An 18,944-nucleotide genomic window follows, 5' to 3' on the forward strand; every position below is an offset into this window, starting at 1 on the left:
TTTATTATCTGATGACCATTAGGTTATCAGATAATGGAGGCAAATAAAAGAGGAACTTGTTAATACCCTGGTCCCTTAATAGCCGGCCTGATTCGTTTCTGAGGCAGTGGCGAGATGCCTTCTAACAATGCCTTAATCTGACTCTTGGTTAATGCCACTGCGTCTTCTCGATGTCGCGGCCATCGCAGTCCACCATTTTCAAAGCGTTTATAAAGCAGGATGAATCCTTCGCCGTCCCAGTACAAGCCTTTGAAGCGGTCATTACGATTGCCACAAAATAGGAATAACGAATCATTATCTAATTCCAAGCCATAATTCTCTGCGATCACCATGGCCAAACCATCAATCCCCTTCCGCAGATCGGTCTTGCCACAAACTATGTAGACGTGCTGAGGGGCACTCCAGTTAACCAGCATAAGCGGCTACTGCTTTAATGATCTCACTAACCAGAGCGGGATCTGCTTCTTGGTAGACATTAATTTTTACTTGGTGCAGTGAAACGGTCGCAGTCAAGCGTGAGCGCTTAGTAACCGGCTTCTTTGTTCGTGGTATATCAACTTCGACAAAATCTTGCTTCATAAAAAGTCCTCCTCCTTGAATATGTCTTCAAGTATAGGAGAACTTGGGATTTAATCATATGCGGTTGGTTATAGTGTGCTTACCATGATTCCGTCAAGCAGACCATAATCAACGGCTTCTTGGGCCGTTAAGTAGTGGTCGCGTTCCGTATCACGTTCGATTTGTTCAATTGGCTGGCCAGAATTTTCAGCCAGAATACCATTGATCATCTTACGCGTCTTTAAGATTTCTTCGGCCGCAATCTGAATTTCAGTTTGCTGACCTTGTGCGCCACCAGAAGGCTGGTGAATCATAACCGTTGAATGTGGCAAACCGAAACGCTTGCCTTTAGCACCGGATGATACCAGCACGCTGGCCATTGATGCGGCCATGCCGATTACGATCGTCTGGACATCAGCCTTGATGAAGTTCATCGTATCATAGATGGCCATCCCTGAGGTTACGACGCCACCAGGTGAGTTAATGTAAAGGTAAATATCTTTGGTAGAATCTTGCGCGTCCAAGAATAACAGCTGCGCAACGATTGAGTTTGCCATGTCGTCTTCAATTGGACCGGACAGCATAATGATGCGATCCTTCAACAGACGTGAGTAGATGTCATAGGCGCGTTCGCCACGCGATGACTGTTCAATGACCGTTGGAACTAGGTTCATGCTTTGGCCTCCCTCTTAATTAGCAGTAGTCAGCATCGATTGCTAACTTATGTGAATACTATACTCGATAGGTCAGAAAAGGTCAAATGTTTTGTCAGAAAAAAAGGCACTGCTGCTAACGATGCTGATATCGTTAGCGGCAGTGCCTTAATACTGGTTGATAATATAGGTATAGTTATTTCAGATCGGCTGAGATCATGCTCAGTTCTTGGTTGGCGATTTCGGCATCCAGCATTGCGCGATCATCGTTTTCGATCATTTTCTTGAGTTCGTTTAATTCGTGCATGTTCTTTTTAAACATAAGTCTCATCTCCCCGTTTAGTTGAAATTGTGAATGAATTAATTGTTAACCTCTGTGATGTCTAAGACTATACACCAAATTGGTATTATTGACAAGTGCCTGTTTAAGGCGATTTGATGTTTTTATAGGCAAATTGGTATAGGTCAAATCAATGGAAAACGTTTATCAATTTTTAATTGTGAAAATAGTGCTACCGTTTCCAAAATTGATGCTGAATAGCCTTTGTGTTGAAAAAGATCAAAAGTGAGCAAGATGTCCAAGATTCAAATCGACCGTCCAAAAATTTTTTTAAATTTATTGCTGATCAGTTGGTTGCAATAATAGTTGTTGATTTTTAATAACCTGACCTTTATAATTGGAATGTTGATTATTTACGTTAGATATAAAGGAGGCATATTGCAATGCGTAAAGCACATCCATACGGCGTACAAGGCCGTCGCCCAGTCGCAGACCGTTACACGCGGGCTAAGAAGGAAAAGAAAATCGAAGCGATTCGCAAGTGGGCTAAGCAAAAGCCAGCTGAAGAAAAGTAATTTGCTTTTCCGTTTAAAAAGACCTCGTCCAGGATTATGGATGAGGTCTTTTTAATTATGTCGTGATGTGTTTTTGACTTCGTGGCAATAAAAAAGCACTGATCAGTCTGACCAGTGCTTTTTTATATTTAAGTGCGCCCCCCGGGAGTCGAACCCGGATCTCGAGAACCGGAATCTCACGTGCGATCCATTACACTAAGGGCGCGAAATGATTTTAAGCTCGCTGAATTAACACGAACGTTTATTATAATATCCCCAGTGATGATAAAATGCAAGCAAAAAATGAATATTTTTACAAAAAAATTGGATGAAGCTGGTTTCTCTAAAACTGAACACATTTCCATGGACAAGTTAGTCGGTTTTGAGTATTATAAAAAACGTAGGTTAGTGCGATTGTTTAGCTAACAGCCAAAATTCCGAATTTTTTCCTTAAAAATGTCAATTTTGGATAAAAATATATGTTAAACTAAACAGGAACATTGAATTATTTTCCTAAAGGAGGAAATTGCAGTATGACTGTAAAAATTGGTATTAATGGCTTTGGCCGTATTGGTCGTTTGGCATTCCGTCGGATCCACGAACTGGGCTCCAAGGACATCGAAGTGGTAGCAATCAACGACTTGACTACTCCTTCAATGCTGGCTTACCTGCTGAAGTACGACTCTACTCACGGCAAGTTCCCTGGCGAAGTTTCTTCTACTGACAAGGGCATCGTTGTAGACGGTAAGGAATACCCTGTATACGCTGAACGCGATGCACGGAACATTCCTTGGGTTAAGAACGATGGTGTTGACTTCGTTCTGGAATGTACTGGTTTCTACACTTCTGCAGAAAAGTCACAAGCACACCTGGACGCTGGCGCAAAGCGTGTGCTGATTTCTGCACCTGCTGGTAACATCCCAACTGTTGTTCCAGGCGTTAACCTGGACACGCTGAAGGCTGACGACAAGATCGTTTCTGCTGGTTCTTGCACGACCAGCTGCCTGGCTCCAATGGCTTACTTCCTGAACAAGGAATTCGGCGTTAAGGTTGGTACCATGACTACGATCCACGCATTTACTTCTACGCAAGCCATCCTGGATGGTCCTCGTGGCAAGAAGATGCGTAACAACCGTACTGCAAGCACGAACACGATTCCTCACTCTTCTGGTGCTGCCAAGGCTATCGGCCTGGTTATTCCAGAACTGAACGGTAAGCTGTCCGGTCACGCACAACGTGTTGGTGTTGTTGATGGCTCCCTGACTGAACTTGTTTCCATTCTGGACAAGAAGGTTACGGTTGACGACGTAAACAACGCTATGAAGAAGGCAACTGAAGGCAACGAAGCCTTTGGTTACACTGAAGACCCAATCGTATCTTCCGACATTATCGGCTCTACTTTTGGTTCCGTCTTTGACCCATCCCAAACTGAAATCATGGAAGGCGAAGATGGCGCACAACTGGTTAAGACGGTTGCTTGGTACGACAACGAATACGGCTTCACTTGCAACATGATCCGTACGCTGCTTCACTTCGCTACCCTGTAAAGCGAACTGAATAGTATCAATTGAAAGGCGGGAGGAGGAAACTCCGCCCGCCTTCTTTGCAGATTAAGGAGGAATTGGTCAATTATGGCTAAAATGACTGTTGAAGATCTTCCATTGGAAGGCAAAAAAGTTTTGATGCGCGTTGACTTCAATGTGCCAATCAAGGATGGTGTCGTTGGTGACGACAATCGAATCGTGGCTGCTCTGCCAACGATCAACTACGTTATCGATCATGGCGGTCGAGCAATCCTGTTCTCTCACCTGGGTCGGATCAAGAAAGAAGAAGACAAGCCAGGTCTGTCGCTGCGTCCAGTTGCTGAACGTCTCTCCAACCTGCTGAACAAGCCGGTTACTTTTGTTCCGGTAACGGAAGGCAAGCAGCTGGAAGACGCCATCAGCCAAATGAACAATGGTGACGTACTGCTGGTTCAAAACACGCGTTACGAAGACGTTAAAGACGGTGAATACGTTAAGCGTGAATCAGGCAACGACCCTGAATTGGGCAAGTACTGGGCATCATTGGGCGATGTTTTTGTAAACGATGCCTTTGGTACTGCTCACCGTGCTCATGCTTCCAACGTTGGTATTGCCCAAGCAATCGGCGCTGGCAAGTCAGGCGTTGGCTTCTTGATGGAAAAGGAAATCAAGTTCTTGGGTGACGCTGTTGACAACCCAGTTCGTCCTTTTGTTGCCATCTTGGGTGGTGCCAAGGTATCTGACAAGATTGGCGTTATCGACCACCTGCTGGACAAAGCCGACAAGATCATCATCGGTGGTGGGATGGCTTACACGTTCTACGCTGCCAAGGGCATTAAGACTGGTAACTCACTGGTTGAAAAAGACAAGATCGATGTTGCCAAGCAAATTATGGACAAGGCCGGCGACAAGCTGGTTCTGCCAATTGACAATGTGGTTGCTGATGCCTTTAAGAATGACGCCAACACTAAGGTAGTTGAAGGTGACATTGACGATGGCTGGATGGCATTGGACATTGGTCCTAAGACGATTGAACTGTACAAGAGCGTTTTGGCTGATGCCAAGACGGTTGTATGGAACGGCCCAATGGGTGTCTTTGAAATGAGCAACTTTGCCAAGGGTACGCTGGAAATCGGCAAGTTCCTGGGTACGTTGACTGATGCTACGACGATTGTTGGTGGTGGGGACTCCACGGCTGCAGCCAAGCAATTGGGGATTGCTGACCGTTTGAGCCACATCTCAACTGGTGGCGGTGCCTCATTGACTTACTTGGAAGGTAAAGAACTGCCAGGGATCGCAGCGATTTCTGAAAAGTAAAGCTAGATAAGCGATTGATTAGCATAGTAGCGATTCAGTCGCTTTTTTTGCTAAAATTAAAGCGGCGGAAAAAATTAAAAAAGGGGGCTTTTGCATGCGAGTACCAATCATCGCTGGCAATTGGAAGATGAACAAAACGGTTTCTGAATCAGTTGAGTTTGTCAACTATATTAAAAATGAATTGCCGGATCCCAGTGAACGAGAAATCGTCCTGGCTGCACCGACGCTTTCATTAACGTCGATGGTACAAGCCGCGAAAGATACGCCGTTAAAAATCGCTGCTGAAAACTGCTATTGCCGGATTGCAGGTGCGTACACCGGCGAAACCAGTCCGCGCTCATTGTCTCTGGCTGGCATTCATCATGTCATTCTGGGACATTCTGAACGGCGTCGTTTATTTAATGAAACTGATGAGCTGATCAATCAAAAAGTCCAGGTTGCCTTGCGCAATGGCTTGTGTCCGATCGTCTGCTGTGATGATACGATGGGACGACGAATTGCCGGTAAAAAGGTTCGTTGGGTAGTCAGCCGCATTCTGGCAGATCTAAAGGGACTGTCACCGGCTGACGTTACCAAGGTTACGATGGCTTTTGAGCCAAGCTGGGCAATCGGTACTGGCCAAAGTGCTGATCCTGAACAAGCTGCTGAGGGCTGTTATCTGATTCGCCAGACGATTCGCGATATGTATGGTGAAGACATTGGCAACGCTGTCCGAATTCTTTATGGTGGCAGCGTCAATGAAACCAATATCAAAGCCTTGATGGCCTATGATGATATCGATGGCGTTTTGGTTGGCGGTGCCAGCCTGGATCCTGATCGTTTCTTAAAGCTTGTAAACTCTTAAGATAAAGCTTGTTTTAAATTGTTCTGAATAATACAATGGAAAGCGGAAGAACTTTCCAATTTTAAAATGACAGAGGAGAGATTCATCAATGTCACTCATTACTGATATTTATGCTCGTGAAGTCTTGGACTCACGTGGTAACCCAACTGTTGAAGCAGAAGTCTACACTGAAGCCGGTGGCGTTGGCCGCGGCATCGTGCCATCTGGTGCTTCTACTGGTGAACACGAAGCAGTTGAACTTCGCGATGGCGACAAGAACCGTTTCGGCGGCAAGGGTGTTTTGAAGGCCGTTGCCAACGTTAACAACGTAATCGCCAAGGAAATCGTTGGCATGGAAGTTACGGACCAAGTTGCCATCGACAAGGCTATGATCAAGCTTGACGGTACGCCTAACAAGGGCAAGCTGGGTGCTAATGCTATCCTGGCCGTTTCCTTGGCTGCTGCACGGGCTGCTGCTGATGAGCTGCAAGTGCCACTGTACAACTACCTTGGCGGTTTCAATGCTCATCTGCTGCCAACGCCAATGATGAACGTCATCAATGGTGGTGCCCACTCCGACAACAAGGTTGACTTCCAAGAATTCATGATCATGCCAGTTGGTGCACCAACTGTTCGTGAAGCAATTCGTTGGGGTGCCGAAACTTTCCACGCCCTGAAGAAGGAACTGGAAGCTGCTGGTAAGGTTACCTCAGTTGGTGACGAAGGTGGTTTTGCTCCTGACTTTGCCAACAACGAAGAACCATTCCAATACCTGATCAAGGCAATTGAAGACGCTGGCTACAAGCCAGGCAAGGACATTGCTATTGCCTGCGACGTTGCTGCTTCTGAACTTTGGAACGACGAAGACAAGAAGTACAAGCTGCGTTGGTCCACTGGTGAAGAATACACTACTGAAGAATGGATCGAATACTTGACGGGCATCATTGAAAAGTACCCAATCGTATCCGTAGAAGACCCAATCGACGAAAACAACTGGGATGACTGGGTAACGATTACCAACAAGCTGGGTAAGAAGGTTCAACTGGTTGGTGACGACTTCTTCGTTACGAACACTGACTACCTGCGCAAGGGTATCAAGATGGGTGCTGCCAACTCAATCCTGATCAAGTTGAACCAAATCGGTACCTTGACGGAAACGGTTGAAGCGATCGAAATGGCTAAGGAAGCTGGCTACACGGCAATCGTTTCCCACCGTTCTGGTGAAACCGAAGACACGACGATTGCTGACCTGGTTGTTGCTACTAACGCCGGCCAAATCAAGACTGGTTCCATGAGCCGGACTGACCGTCTTGCTAAGTACAACCAACTGATGCGGATCGAAGACAACCTGGGCGATGTTGCTCAATACAAGGGGATTCACTCCTTCTACAACCTGAGCGAACAAGCTCGTCAAGACATCGAAAACCGTTAATATCTAAATTAACGATTTTAAAAGCGTTTGGATTTTTCCAAACGCTTTTTTTGATTGCTTTGATTTGTGCTAGACTGATTAGGTAAAAAATTTTTTAGGTGTGAGAAGAAAGTGAAAACAACTAGAATTGCAGGACTCAGTTATTCAAATCTGCGCCAAGCAGGCCGCGCCGTTTTAATTGGCTTGGCGGCAGGCTTGGTTGTCAGTCTCTTTCGCTGGGCAATTCAAAATCTATTGGGTATGGTTATCAAAGCATTTGCCTATTTTCATGGGCATCCGGTCTGGCTGCTGCCTTGGATTGGCATGAGTATTTTTATTGCACTGCTTTTAGGCAACCTGGTTCAAAAAAATCCGGATATTAAAGGTTCAGGGATTCCGCAAGTTGAAGGTCAGCTGACGGGGCAGTTTGATGAAAAATGGTGGCCGGTTCTTTGGCGTAAATTCTTTGGCGGCATCATCAGCATCGGCTCGGGGCTGTTTTTAGGCCGTGAAGGACCCTCGATCCAGCTGGGAGCTGCGGTTGGTCAAGGGATTGCCGAAAAAAATGCCAGAACTGAAATTGAAAGACGAGTCGGCATTGCCAGCGGTGCGGCAGCCGGGCTTTCGGCAGCCTTTAACGCGCCAATTGCCAGCACGATGTTTATTTTAGAAGAGGTTTATCATAATTTCTCGCCGCTGGTCTGGCTGTCGGTATTTATCAGCTCACTGTCGGCTAATCTGGTTTCGATGGCGTTCTTTGGCCTGGAACCTGATCTGAACGTGCCGCATGAGGTGCTGTTTCCGGCTTCACAGTATTGGCATCTGATTTTGTTGGGGATTTTACTGGGCTTGCTGGGCAGACTGTATCAGGTCGTTATCTTACAGCTGCCTAAATGGATGCACCAGATAAAATTTCTCAAACCAGTCTGTTATCCAATCATCCCGTTTCTGCTGGTAATTCCAATCGCCTGGTGGTGGCCAGTAACGCTGGGTGGTGGCAATAATCTGGTCGTTGCGCTGCCTAAGATGCCGGCTGAGCTTAAGGTAATGCTGGGTTTATTGGCTTTGCGCTTTGTCTTTTCGATGATCAGCTATGCTACTGAGCTGCCAGGGGGGATCTTTTTACCGATTCTGACGTTAGGTGGCATTATTGGTGCTCTATATTGCGTAATCATGATGCATTGGGGATTGATTCCGGCCAGATATCTGCCCAACTATGTAATCTATGCCATGGCCGGCTACTTTGCCTGCATCAGCAAGGCGCCGTTTACTGCTATTCTTTTGATTACCGAAATGGTCGGCACGATGACGCATCTTATGCCACTGGCAATCGTCTCAATCGTGGCCTGGCTGGTCGTTGATCTGATGGGCGGCACGCCAGTATACGCGGCCATGTTTGCCAATATGATGCATAAACAGCCACAAAAAGAACTGCTGGGGCTGACACAGATGACCACGCCAATTTTTGTCGGCTCTAGGCTGGATGGCTGTCTGATCAAGGATTTTGATTGGCCGGTCGGTGCTCTGATCACCTGTATCTATCGTGGTGAAAATCAGCTGATTCCACATGGCGATACGCGACTGAAAGCGGGCGATACACTGGTTGTCCAGCTGCGGGGCAAAAATCACATTGCCAATCAGGCTCGAATCAATCTGGCAGCCCGACAATCAGCGCATGATTAGCCAAATGACTGGAAATATGGTATTATTTAACGGATATAGCGGGTGAAATAGGAGGAAATTTTTTTGTATAATACGATTATGACCCTCTTCTTGATTGTCTGCGTCATTTTGATTGCTTGCGTAATGATGCAGCCAGCCAAGAATGACAACGATGCCATGTCCGCTTTGACCGGGGGAGCTGGCGACCTGTTCAGTCGGCGCAAGGCTCGCGGTTTTGAAGCGGTTATGCAGATTGCTACGACCATCTTTGGTGCCCTGTTTTTTATCCTGGCACTGGCGCTGGTCTATGTTTCTTCACACTAGTTTAAGTGCCTCCTGCCAATATCAGGAGGCTTTTTATTTATTTTAAAGAGGTATATGGATGACACAATTACAACTTGAAATACTCAAGCGTTTACTCGATCATCAAGAACTCAGCTTTTCGGCTGAAAAAATTGCCCAGCAGCTGGGAATGAACAGAGCAGATCAATTTACGCCGATCGTTCAGGCACTGGCACAATTGGAACGGGATAAAAAAGTCATGGTAACCGATCAGGGTGAATTTAAGGCGGTTATCAAGCCTAAGACGATCAGTGGGGTCTTTCGCGGCAATGCGAAGGGTTTTGGCTTTGTGGCTTATGATCCGGAGCAGCCAGACATTTATGTCAATCCTGATCACACCATGCATGCAATGAGCGGTGATGAGGTCGAAGTCAAAATTCTGCGTGCTCCCGAACCTGGCAGCGACCAGGGACCAGAAGGACAGGTAACGGAAATCCTGACGCGTCATTATGAGCATGTAGTCGGTGAGTTTAAAAACATTACGATGGGAAGCTTTATTGGCGAGATCATCTTAAAAGACAAAAAGCTCAGCAATTTCCGCTTTTTTGTCACTGATGATGGTCTGCACCCAGAGGACAACGAAATCGTCAATGCCACGATTTCATCATATCCAAGCGATGATTCGCCGCAGATCATGACGGGGATGGTCACCGAGGTTATTGGCGACAAGGATCAGCCTGGGATTGATATTCTCTCCGTTGTCTATGCCCATGACGTTCCGCATGTCTTCCCACAAGCAGTCATGGATGAGGCCAATGCCATTCCTGATCACGTGCTGCCTGAAGAAAAGAAGGGGCGTAAAGATATTACCGCTCAGCCGCTGGTTACGATCGACAGTATTGAGTCCAAAGATCTTGATGATGCCGTCGTGGCTTGGAAGCTTGATAACGGCAACTATCATCTGGGGGTTCACATTGCTGACGTTACGCACTATGTTAAGCCGGGCTCGGCACTGGATAAAGAGGCCTTTAAACGAGGAACTTCAGTCTACTTAACGGACCGTGTAATTCCAATGCTGCCAAAGCGACTTTCAAACGGCATCTGTTCCTTGAATCCGAATGAGGAACGATTGGCAATGAGCTGTGAGATGGAGATTGATCCCCAGGGCAACATCGTCAAGCACGAGATCTTCCCTAGTGTAATGCGTTCTCATGCTCGGATGACCTATAAAGCCGTCAACGCAATTTTAGAAGATCATGATCCACAGGTTATCAAAGAATATGAAGAATTGGTGCCAATGTTTGAAACAATGGGCGAGCTGCACCAGATTCTTTTAAAGCATCGGCATGATCGTGGTGCCATTGACTTTGATGCGCCAGAAGCCAAGATCATTGTTGATGAGGAAGGTCACCCAACCGACATTCAGCTGCGCGAGCGGGGAACTTCTGAACGAATGATTGAATCCTTTATGCTGGCAGCCAACGAAACCGTAGCCGAACACTACTACAAGCTGCACGTACCGTTTTTGTATCGGATTCATGAAACGCCGGATGCCGATCGAATCAAGAGTTTTGCTGAGCTGCTCAGCGTCTTTGGCATTGAAATGAAGGGTGACTTGAAAAACGTCAAGCCCAAGATGCTCCAAGACGTCTTAAAGAGCGTGGCCGGCAAGCCAGAAGAACAGATGGTCCAGGTGATGATGCTGCGCAGTATGCAGCAGGCCAAGTATGCTGATGAAGAAGTCGGTCACTTTGGCTTGGGAGCCCAATACTACACGCACTTCACCTCGCCAATTCGGCGTTATCCTGATGAAATGGTGCACCGCTTGATTAGCTGGTATGCTGAAAACGGCACGACAGAAAAAGCCAAGGCCAAATATCGCGACTGGCTGCCAGAAGTAGCTGAGCACACCTCGGTTACCGAGCGGCGGGGCATTGATACGGAACGCGACGTTGACAGCATGAAGAAGGCTGAATACATGGAAGATCATGTTGGCGAGACGTTTGATGCCGTTGTTAGTTCCGTCATGAAGTTTGGCTTGTTCGTGGCTTTGGAAAATACCGTTGAAGGCCTGATCCATATCAGTGTCATGAACGATGACTTCTACGAGTATCTGGAATCCAACATGGCATTGGTTGGCCGCCGCCATCACCATATCTTCCAAATCGGTCAGCCAGTCAAGGTTAAGCTGATTCGAGTAGACAAGGATCAGCGCGAGGTGGACTTTGAACTGGTTAACCCTGAGGAAGCGCCGACAACCAAGCTGCGGGTGCCGCGTAAAAACGATGGCCGCTTTAATGGGCGAGGACGCGGCAGTCGTGACGACAAGCACGGCAGATTCAGCCATGGCGAGCGAGACAAAAAAGACGGTAAGCGTTCCTACCGCAGCAATGGCAACGGTAATGGGCGGCGCAGCAATCATCTGTTTGATCGTGGGCCTTCACGTCGGCATGATGGCGGCAAGCGTTCCCAGCGCGGCCATAACAATGGTGATCGCCGCTCGCGTTAAGCTATGACGGGAGGGAAACAAGATGGCAAAAAAATCCCATCACGAAAAAGATGATAATCTAATCGCGCAGAACAAAAAAGCGCGTCACGACTATTCAGTTTTAGAGACTTATGAAGCCGGGATCGCTTTGACTGGGACTGAGATCAAATCGGTCCGAGCTCGGCGCGTCAATCTTAAAGATGGCTTTGCTCAGCTTCATAACGGTGAATTATGGCTGATGAACGTGCATATCAGCCAATATGACAACGGCACCTTCTTTAATCATGATCCGCTGCGCAATCGCAAGCTGCTGCTGCATAAAAAAGAGATTAAAAAGATTGCCGGTGAGCTGTCGACCAAAGGGATTACGCTGATTCCACTGAAAATGTATATCAAGCATGGCTATGCCAAAGTACTGCTGGGATTGGCCAAGGGGAAGCATGAATACGACAAGCGCGAGTCGATCAAGAAGCGTGAGCAGGAGCGCCAGATCGAACGTGTTTTGAAACATTACTAAATCAGATTTTGCGCAAAATAAAACGGGCGTGCATTCTAAAAAAGATGCACCCCGTTTTTATTCTGGCTGATGATTGCCGATGTTTTGATCATTAAGCAGCGTTTTAGGCACGAATCCCATGCTTAGATCGCCCTGGTCAGTTGATGACATCGGATTCAGCTGACGCAATCGTTCCCGCAGCGGCTGGCGATCATGATGTCTGGCCCAGCGGTTGATGATGGTGGCCGTTAAGATCGCTAATGGCTCATCGGCTTGATTGGTGACGCTTAAACAGCTGCAGAAGCCACCAGTATTTGACACCGGCTCAACTGCAAAGATCAAGCGGCTGCCGCAAAAGACCTTGAAGCGTCCACTTACTAATGAGCCGACGACAATCCAGTTGAGACCGTGGATATAGATCAGTTCATGAAAAAGTCCCAGTGATTTGCCGATCGTGCCAACTTGACGCCGATTTAAATAAAGAGCGAATTTTGGCGTAAGACCGAGCGTTAATTGCTTGGCTTCGGCTAACAATTCACCGCTCATCGTATATAATGAAAGTGCATCATAGCGAATCCCCCATTTACCGGCTAACAGGTAGCATGAATGGCCGCTTTCGTCATGAATGACGGTAGCACTGTTCAAGTCGGTTGAACGGTCGCGGATGTACAATTGCCGCATGACAGAAATCACCACTTTTCCTAAATATCTAACTACCATTTTAACAGCTGTCGGCAATAAAAACAGTCAATTAACGCGATCAAAATAGGTATCGTATTTGTAATAATCATGTTAAAATATTCACGAGGTGCTGACTTTGAAACAACTTATCCATAACGATTGGTGGGGCGTGCTTGAGCCCCAGTTTGAATCTGCCTACTATGCCCAGCTGCATGCTTTTTTAGCTGACGAATATGCCCATCAGACGATCTATCCAGAGATGCATCATATTTTTGAAGCCTTTGAATGGACTCCCTTTTCAAAGGTAAAGGTGGTAATCTTAGGACAGGATCCCTATCATGGACCGCACCAGGCACACGGCTGCAGTTTTTCAGTTTTGCCAGGCGTTAAGATTCCGCCTTCTTTGCAAAACATCTATAAAGAGCTGCAAGACGATCTTGGCTATCCGCCAGTTGAGCATGGCTATTTAAAAAAGTGGGCCGATCAAGGCGTGCTGTTGTTAAATTCCGTGCTCACCGTTCGGGCTGGTCAGGCGTTCTCGCACCGCGGTCATGGTTGGGAGCAGCTTACGGATGCAGCGATTCATGCGTTGTCTGAACGGCCGCGACCAGTGGTGTTTATTCTTTGGGGCAAGGCAGCCCAATCAAAAATTCCTTTGATCAACACGCAGACCAACATTGTTCTGCAATCACCGCACCCCAGTCCTTTTTCTGCCAACCGCGGCTTCTTTGGCTCAAAGCCCTTTTCTAAAACCAATGAGGCCCTGGTGGCAATGGGTGAGACACCGATTGACTGGCGTCTGCCCGAACATGTTGATATTGACGCACAATTGAAATGAGGTTATGAATAATGGATGTATTTGAACACTTAAAGTCACAGCTTTCATCACAAGACAAGCGGATCGTTTTTCCAGAGGGTGAGGATGAACGGATCTTTGGCGCAGCAGCTCGTCTAGCGCATGATGGTCTGCTGACGCCGATTCTGCTGGGAAATGAAGCCAAGATCAAAGCAGCTGCCAAACAGGATGACATTGATCTGACGGGGGTTGAAATCATGGACCCGCAGACCTACCCAGCCGCTGACTATCAGGCAATGCATACCGCGCTTTTAGAACGGCGTCACGGTAAGAATACACCAGAACAGGTCGACGCAATGCTAAAAGACGTCAGCTATTTTGCTACGATGCTGGTCTACATGGGCAAAGTTGACGGGATGGTTTCTGGCGCGGTTCACTCAACTGGCGACACGGTCCGGCCCGCTTTGCAGATCGTTAAGACCAAGCCTGGCATCAAGCGGATCAGCGGGGCATTCTTGATGCAAAAAGGCGATCAGCGCTACATTTTTGCTGACTGTGCCATCAACATTGAACTGGATGCGCCAACGATGGCTGAGGTTGCCGTTGAAAGTGCCAAGACGGCCAAACTGTTTGGCATTGATCCCCGTGTTGCCATGCTGAGCTTTTCAACCAAGGGATCAGCAAAAGGCGAAATGGTTACCAAGGTTGCCGAAGCGACTAAACTGGCCCAGGAAGCAGATCCAGAACTGGCTGTTGACGGCGAGCTGCAGTTTGACGCGGCAATCGTTCCAGCCGTTGCAGAATTGAAGGCTCCTGGATCCAAGGTTGCAGGTCATGCCAATGTCTTTGTCTTCCCAAGTCTGGAAGCCGGCAACATTGGCTACAAGATTGCTCAGCGCTTGGGTGGTTTTGAAGCTATCGGTCCGGTTCTGCAAGGTTTGAATGCACCAATTGCCGATCTGTCACGGGGATGCAACGAAGAAGACGTTTATAAGGTTGCTCTGATTACGGCTGCTCAGGCACTGTAAACGCAAAGGTCGTTTGACAAAAGTCAAGCGACCTTTTTGATCTACGGGCAGGATACGATAAAATAGGAACTATCGAAGGCCATGATCGTTGATTTGATCAAAATGGTCAATTCCAGCAAAGGATAATGATAATGACTCAACTAACTTTACACAATCGAGAAGCAACGATGGCGGTAGGAAAGAAACTGGCTCCGTTTTTGCAGGCTGGCGACGTAATCGTATTAAATGGCGATCTGGGAGCTGGCAAGACCACTTTTACCAAAGGACTGGCAGCTGGTCTGGGTATTTCAGACGTGATCAAGAGCCCGACTTTTACGATTATTCGTGAATATCAATCAGGACGCCTGCCGCTTTATCATATGGATATCTATCGACTTGAGAATGGCGGGGCTGAAGACTTAGGACTGGAAGAATATTTTGATGGCGATGGCATCAGTGTGGTTGAATGGGCAGAATTTATTGAAGACGAATTGCCGGCAGAATTTTTGGCAATCAATTTTAAGCGGACTGATGATGAACAGACCCGTGAGCTGAGTTTTGAACCGCATGGACGGCACTTTGAATCATTAGTGGAACGCTTGGTGGCAGATTATGACTGAAACGGTTGGAATCAAGCTGGCCACGCCAGATGATGCACAGGCAATCCTGAACCTGCTCAAACAGCTTTCTCAAGAGAGCTCGGCCATCTTGGTGCCGCATCTGGACACGCTGACGGTCGAACAGGAGGCGTACAGTCTTTATGATATTAACGACAGTACTGACTCATTGATTTTACTGGCTCAGTACGAAAATCATCCCATTGGTATCGTTACGATCATGGAACTGGCTGATCGGCCGCAGGTAGGCGAGCTGGGGGTGGCGGTCTTAAAGGACTTTTGGCGAAACGGGATTGGCAGCCTCTTAGTTGATGAGGCTACGTACTGGTTTGCAAACTACAGTACCCTGCAAAAGCTGGTATTGGACGTTTTTAGCGATAACGTGCCGGCCATCAAGCTTTATCAAAAGTATGGCTTTGTCAAGACCGGTGAGGCTAGGGTGACTGATCAACAAGGTCAGCAGCGTGCGGCAGTTCTAATGGAGTTTCAGCCCGCGGCAGCTGATCATGAATAATCAAGCAACGCGGAACGGCAGCTGGCTGTTTCGCGATTTTATTTACTTATTATTTACTTAGATTTACTAAATAAGGTATAATAAAAGCACGCAACTAAGCAGAAGAGGTGAGCAAATGGTTACCATCAAAGAGATTGCCCAGCGCTCTGGCTATTCACCAGCTACGGTCTCGCGCCTGCTCAATAACGATCAGACGCTTTCAGTTACCCAAACGACGCGCAACAAGATTTTAAAAGTTGCCAACCAGCTGGGGTATTGGAAAGACCGCAAGAAGCCAGCAGTTGCACCCACGATCGCATTGCTGTTTCGGATGAACAACCAAGAACAGCTGCAGGACTCATATTTTGCCAGTCTTAAGGATGCCCTGCTGAAAACGATTGAAGATGCCGGCATGCAGGTCAAGGTCTTTCAATATGCCGAGGAGCTGATTGATCAGGCAGACGAATTTCAAGGCTTTTTATGTGTTGGTGACGACAACGTTGAGCTGAACGTTTTTAAGCGACTGCATCGGCTGCTGCCAGCGGGGGTGTTTGTTGACACGGATCCATTGCCGCATCTGTTTGATTCAGTACAGCCCAATCTGTCGATGACGGTGCGTGATGCCCTGGAACAGTTTGCTGATGCCGGCTATCAGCGGATTGCCTTTATTGGCGGTATCGGTCCACAGATCGGTAAGCGGCCAAGACAAAGAGACTCACGGGAAACGGCCTTTAGAGTCGTGGCTGAGGAACTTGAATTTAAACAGGCGGATGTCTTTTCCAGTGGCTCGTTCAGTGTTTTAAACGGTCGCCAGTTGGGAGAAGCGGCCATCAAGCAATACGGTGATCAGCTGCCGGAGGGCTTTTTAATTGCCTCGGATACCTTAAGCGTTGGGGTACTCCAGGCGTTTAACGATGCTGGAGTGATCGTACCGCGTGATACCAGCATCATCAGCATCAACAACAGCGATATTGCCGAATACGTATCGCCGCCGCTTTCGACGTATAACATCAATCAAAAGGTGATTTCCCGTATGGCGCTGAATATTCTCCGGGATGCAATCGCTAATCCAGAGCGGCCGCACGTTCATGCATTGGTTGATACCAATTTAATTATGCGTGAAAGTTTTAAACTGAAATAAAATGAAAGATATATCTGTGATAATGGCTGGATCGAATAAATCATTTACTAAATATGGTAAATGATTTATTTTTTATGATAAATTATTTACTTTACTCGTTAAATGCGTACAATATTAGTTGTAAGCGATTTCAAATAAATGCATTTAGAACGAAACGATCGATTACGAGATGGATTTGAGTGAGAGTAAATAAAGGGAGGCATTATCGTGGATACTACCACCAAGACTGCAGCGCCACGGCAGCATTTAAGCAAGCAGCAGTGGATTTCTCGTTCGGCATTTTGTTTTGGGAATGTCGGCCACTCTGCTTTTTATGGCGTTATGAGCAATTATTTCATTATTTTTGTTACCAGCGGCATGTTTGCTGGATTAAGCAAATCAGTTGCCAACCGTTTAATCGGACTGATTACCGGCTTGATTGTCGGGGTACGGATTATTGAGCTGGTTATCGATCCGCTGCTGGGCAATATCGTCGACAATACGCACACACGCTGGGGCAAGTTTAAGCCTTGGATCTTATGGGGCAATATCGTTAGTGGGGCCTTGCTTTTAGTCCTGTTTACCGGAATTTTTGGCTTGGCAAAGGTCAACTGGGTCCTGTTTGCGATTTTATTTGTCGTGATCTTCATTACGTTTGATATTTTCTATTCTTTTTCTGATGTTTCCTATTGGGGCATGGTACCAGCGTTGAGCGAAGACTCGCATGAACGCAGCATCTATACCTCACTGGGGGCCTTTGCCGGCACGATTGGCTGGAATGGCTTGACGATTATCGTAGTGCCAATCGTTACGACTTTTACCTATCTGGCAACTGGGCATCGTACTGAAGGTCCAGCCGGCTGGTTTGCTTTTGCGGCAATCGTTACGCTGCTGGCGTTGCTGAGTGCTTTGGCGGTTTGTTTGGGAACTAAGGAAAACGACAACATTATTCGGCAATCAGCCAAACAAAAAACCTCGATCAAGGACGTCTTTTCAGCAATTTTCCATAACGACCAGATCATGTGGCCGGCACTGGCATACCTGATGTATTCTTGTGCCTATGTTATTACCAATGGGGTCTTGTTCTATCTGTACAAGTTCGTTATCGGCGAACCCGGTCATTTCTGGGTCGTTGGGGTAATTGCGACGATCGTTGGTTTCTTTGTCAGCCCGCTGTTTCCGATTTTTAACAAATACGTACCAAGAAAATGGCTGTTTACGATTGGTCAATGCTGCATGGTAGCGGCCTACCTGATTTTTATCTTTGGCCGCAGCAACGTCTATGTAATGGATCTGGGGTTGGTTTTGTTCAACGTCAACTGTGCTCAGCTGGTAACGGTTTTGACGCTGACGGATGCGATTGAATATGGCCAGCTTAAGTCTGGTCAGCGAAACGAAGCCGTTGTTTTAGCAGTACGGCCGATGATTGATAAGCTGACGGGCGCGATCTCAAATGGTCTGGTTGGCTGGATTGCCTTAGCCTGTGGCATGACTGGCAGCGCTACGGCAGCTGATATGACTGCCAAGAGCATTCGTACGTTTGATGGCATGGCCTTTTACATTCCAATGGTTTTGGCGCTGCTGTCAATCGTCATTTTCTTAAGCAAGGTTACGCTGAGCGAAAAAAAGCATGCTCAAGTCGTTGAAGAATTAAAGAATGAACTTGCGGCTGGCAACGGTGAAGAAGCAGTTGAGAATGTCTCTGCCGATCAAACGACGTTAACGCTTTTGGCTCCAGTCGATGGAAAAGTCGTTGATCTTGCTTCCATAATCAATGAAGACGGCACGAAAGGCTTCCCTGGCAAAGGCTTTGCGATTAAGCCAGCCGATGGCCGCATCTATGCACCGTTTGATGGTACGATCAAGTTTGCCTTCTCAACGCAGCATGCCTTTGAAATTGAATCAGCTAACGGCATTGGCCTGGTAATTCACGTGGGTATTGGTACGGTTAATATGCGTGGTGCCGGCTTTAATATTCATTTCCAAGAAGGACAGACCGTGCATGCCGGTGAGCTGTTGATGGAATTCAACCGTGATCTGATTTTACAAAGCGGTTATGATGATATCGTTGTCGACTTTTTAACACAGCCGCAAAAAGTTCAGTTGCAAGAGCTTCGGCTTGGAGCCAAGGTTGAGCATGGCCAGCCAATTGCCAAAGCAGAATATAAAAAATAAAGGCTTGG

20 protein-coding genes and 1 tRNA gene are annotated in these 18,944 nt (G+C 47.1%); 15 read left to right on the forward strand and 6 right to left on the reverse strand.

Translation table 11 applies throughout. From position 1 onward, the window contains the following. Positions 1-59: 59 nt before the first annotated feature. From tnpB to ABC765_RS01805, 4 genes are all read right to left on the reverse strand, one after another. Positions 60-416, reverse strand: coding sequence for an IS66 family insertion sequence element accessory protein TnpB (tnpB, locus tag ABC765_RS01790; protein WP_013437559.1), 357 nt, complete (start codon positions 414-416; stop codon positions 60-62). Next, positions 406-579 (reverse strand): hypothetical protein, encoded by a 174-nt coding sequence (locus ABC765_RS01795; protein WP_303094221.1) that lies wholly within the window; start codon positions 577-579, stop codon positions 406-408. The genes tnpB and ABC765_RS01795 overlap by 11 nt, the downstream gene beginning before the upstream one ends. Before the next feature lie 68 nt (positions 580-647). Then, positions 648-1,232 (reverse strand): ATP-dependent Clp endopeptidase proteolytic subunit ClpP, encoded by a 585-nt coding sequence (clpP, locus tag ABC765_RS01800; protein WP_347980585.1) that lies wholly within the window; start codon positions 1,230-1,232, stop codon positions 648-650. Between the two features lie 175 nt (positions 1,233-1,407). Next, positions 1,408-1,533 carry a hypothetical protein gene (locus ABC765_RS01805; protein ID WP_006500397.1) on the reverse strand — a complete coding sequence of 42 codons (126 nt, stop codon included), beginning with the start codon at positions 1,531-1,533 and terminating at the stop codon, positions 1,408-1,410. 401 nt (positions 1,534-1,934) lie between these two features. On the opposite strand from ABC765_RS01805, the gene ABC765_RS01810 reads away from it, so the two are divergent. Beyond that, the gene (locus ABC765_RS01810) at positions 1,935-2,066 is read left to right on the forward strand and encodes a hypothetical protein (RefSeq protein WP_006500395.1); all 132 of its coding nucleotides are present in this window, start codon (positions 1,935-1,937) and stop codon (positions 2,064-2,066) included. Between the two features lie 133 nt (positions 2,067-2,199). Here ABC765_RS01810 and ABC765_RS01815 read toward each other — a convergent pair. Continuing rightward, a tRNA-Arg gene (locus tag ABC765_RS01815) sits at positions 2,200-2,271 on the reverse strand. A 307-nt stretch (positions 2,272-2,578) separates the two neighbouring features. On the opposite strand from ABC765_RS01815, the gene gap reads away from it, so the two are divergent. From gap to smpB, 8 genes are all read left to right on the forward strand, one after another. Then, positions 2,579-3,592: a type I glyceraldehyde-3-phosphate dehydrogenase gene (gap, locus tag ABC765_RS01820; RefSeq protein WP_347980586.1), complete on the forward strand. Its 1,014-nt coding sequence runs from the start codon at positions 2,579-2,581 to the stop codon at positions 3,590-3,592. Positions 3,593-3,676: 84 nt separating this feature from the next. Then, a complete protein-coding gene (locus ABC765_RS01825; RefSeq protein ID WP_074504550.1) occupies positions 3,677-4,885 on the forward strand; it encodes a phosphoglycerate kinase in 1,209 nt (402 codons plus the stop codon). 94 nt (positions 4,886-4,979) lie between these two features. Then, positions 4,980-5,729 (forward strand): triose-phosphate isomerase, encoded by a 750-nt coding sequence (gene tpiA, locus ABC765_RS01830; RefSeq protein WP_033934338.1) that lies wholly within the window; start codon positions 4,980-4,982, stop codon positions 5,727-5,729. Between the two features lie 88 nt (positions 5,730-5,817). Further along, entirely contained in the window at positions 5,818-7,140 is a 1,323-nt protein-coding gene (eno, locus tag ABC765_RS01835) for a phosphopyruvate hydratase (RefSeq protein ID WP_033934339.1), read from the forward strand. Between the two features lie 111 nt (positions 7,141-7,251). After that, a complete protein-coding gene (locus ABC765_RS01840) occupies positions 7,252-8,802 on the forward strand; it encodes a chloride channel protein (RefSeq protein ID WP_347980587.1) in 1,551 nt (516 codons plus the stop codon). A 63-nt stretch (positions 8,803-8,865) separates the two neighbouring features. Further along, positions 8,866-9,105: a preprotein translocase subunit SecG gene (gene secG / locus ABC765_RS01845; protein WP_033934341.1), complete on the forward strand. Its 240-nt coding sequence runs from the start codon at positions 8,866-8,868 to the stop codon at positions 9,103-9,105. Positions 9,106-9,163: 58 nt separating this feature from the next. Continuing rightward, on the forward strand, positions 9,164-11,572 hold the full coding sequence (gene rnr / locus ABC765_RS01850) for a ribonuclease R (RefSeq protein ID WP_347980588.1): 2,409 nt from the start codon (positions 9,164-9,166) through the stop codon (positions 11,570-11,572). A gap of 22 nt (positions 11,573-11,594) precedes the next feature. Next, positions 11,595-12,068 carry an SsrA-binding protein SmpB gene (smpB, locus tag ABC765_RS01855; RefSeq protein ID WP_039945957.1) on the forward strand — a complete coding sequence of 158 codons (474 nt, stop codon included), beginning with the start codon at positions 11,595-11,597 and terminating at the stop codon, positions 12,066-12,068. A gap of 57 nt (positions 12,069-12,125) precedes the next feature. Here the strand turns inward: smpB and ABC765_RS01860 are convergent, their stop codons facing one another. Then, the gene (locus ABC765_RS01860; RefSeq protein ID WP_347980589.1) at positions 12,126-12,728 is read right to left on the reverse strand and encodes a hypothetical protein; all 603 of its coding nucleotides are present in this window, start codon (positions 12,726-12,728) and stop codon (positions 12,126-12,128) included. Positions 12,729-12,864: 136 nt separating this feature from the next. Between ABC765_RS01860 and ABC765_RS01865 the strand changes: the two genes are divergently transcribed. From ABC765_RS01865 to ABC765_RS01890, 6 genes are all read left to right on the forward strand, one after another. Then, on the forward strand, positions 12,865-13,566 hold the full coding sequence (locus tag ABC765_RS01865) for a uracil-DNA glycosylase (protein WP_347980590.1): 702 nt from the start codon (positions 12,865-12,867) through the stop codon (positions 13,564-13,566). Between the two features lie 11 nt (positions 13,567-13,577). Next, entirely contained in the window at positions 13,578-14,552 is a 975-nt protein-coding gene (pta, locus tag ABC765_RS01870) for a phosphate acetyltransferase (protein WP_347980591.1), read from the forward strand. Positions 14,553-14,683: 131 nt separating this feature from the next. Next, positions 14,684-15,151 carry a tRNA (adenosine(37)-N6)-threonylcarbamoyltransferase complex ATPase subunit type 1 TsaE gene (gene tsaE / locus ABC765_RS01875; protein ID WP_347952751.1) on the forward strand — a complete coding sequence of 156 codons (468 nt, stop codon included), beginning with the start codon at positions 14,684-14,686 and terminating at the stop codon, positions 15,149-15,151. Then, the gene (locus tag ABC765_RS01880) at positions 15,144-15,662 is read left to right on the forward strand and encodes a GNAT family N-acetyltransferase (protein ID WP_347952752.1); all 519 of its coding nucleotides are present in this window, start codon (positions 15,144-15,146) and stop codon (positions 15,660-15,662) included. Before tsaE ends, ABC765_RS01880 begins: the two co-directional genes overlap by 8 nt. Before the next feature lie 115 nt (positions 15,663-15,777). Next, positions 15,778-16,782, forward strand: a complete 1,005-nt coding sequence (locus ABC765_RS01885) for a LacI family DNA-binding transcriptional regulator (RefSeq protein WP_347952753.1) — start codon at positions 15,778-15,780, stop codon at positions 16,780-16,782. A 207-nt stretch (positions 16,783-16,989) separates the two neighbouring features. Beyond that, positions 16,990-18,936 carry a glycoside-pentoside-hexuronide (GPH):cation symporter gene (locus tag ABC765_RS01890; protein WP_347952754.1) on the forward strand — a complete coding sequence of 649 codons (1,947 nt, stop codon included), beginning with the start codon at positions 16,990-16,992 and terminating at the stop codon, positions 18,934-18,936. Positions 18,937-18,944 lie beyond the last annotated feature (8 nt).

The organism is Limosilactobacillus sp. WILCCON 0051 (assembly GCF_039955095.1).
Lineage (GTDB): Bacteria > Bacillota > Bacilli > Lactobacillales > Lactobacillaceae > Limosilactobacillus > Limosilactobacillus allomucosae.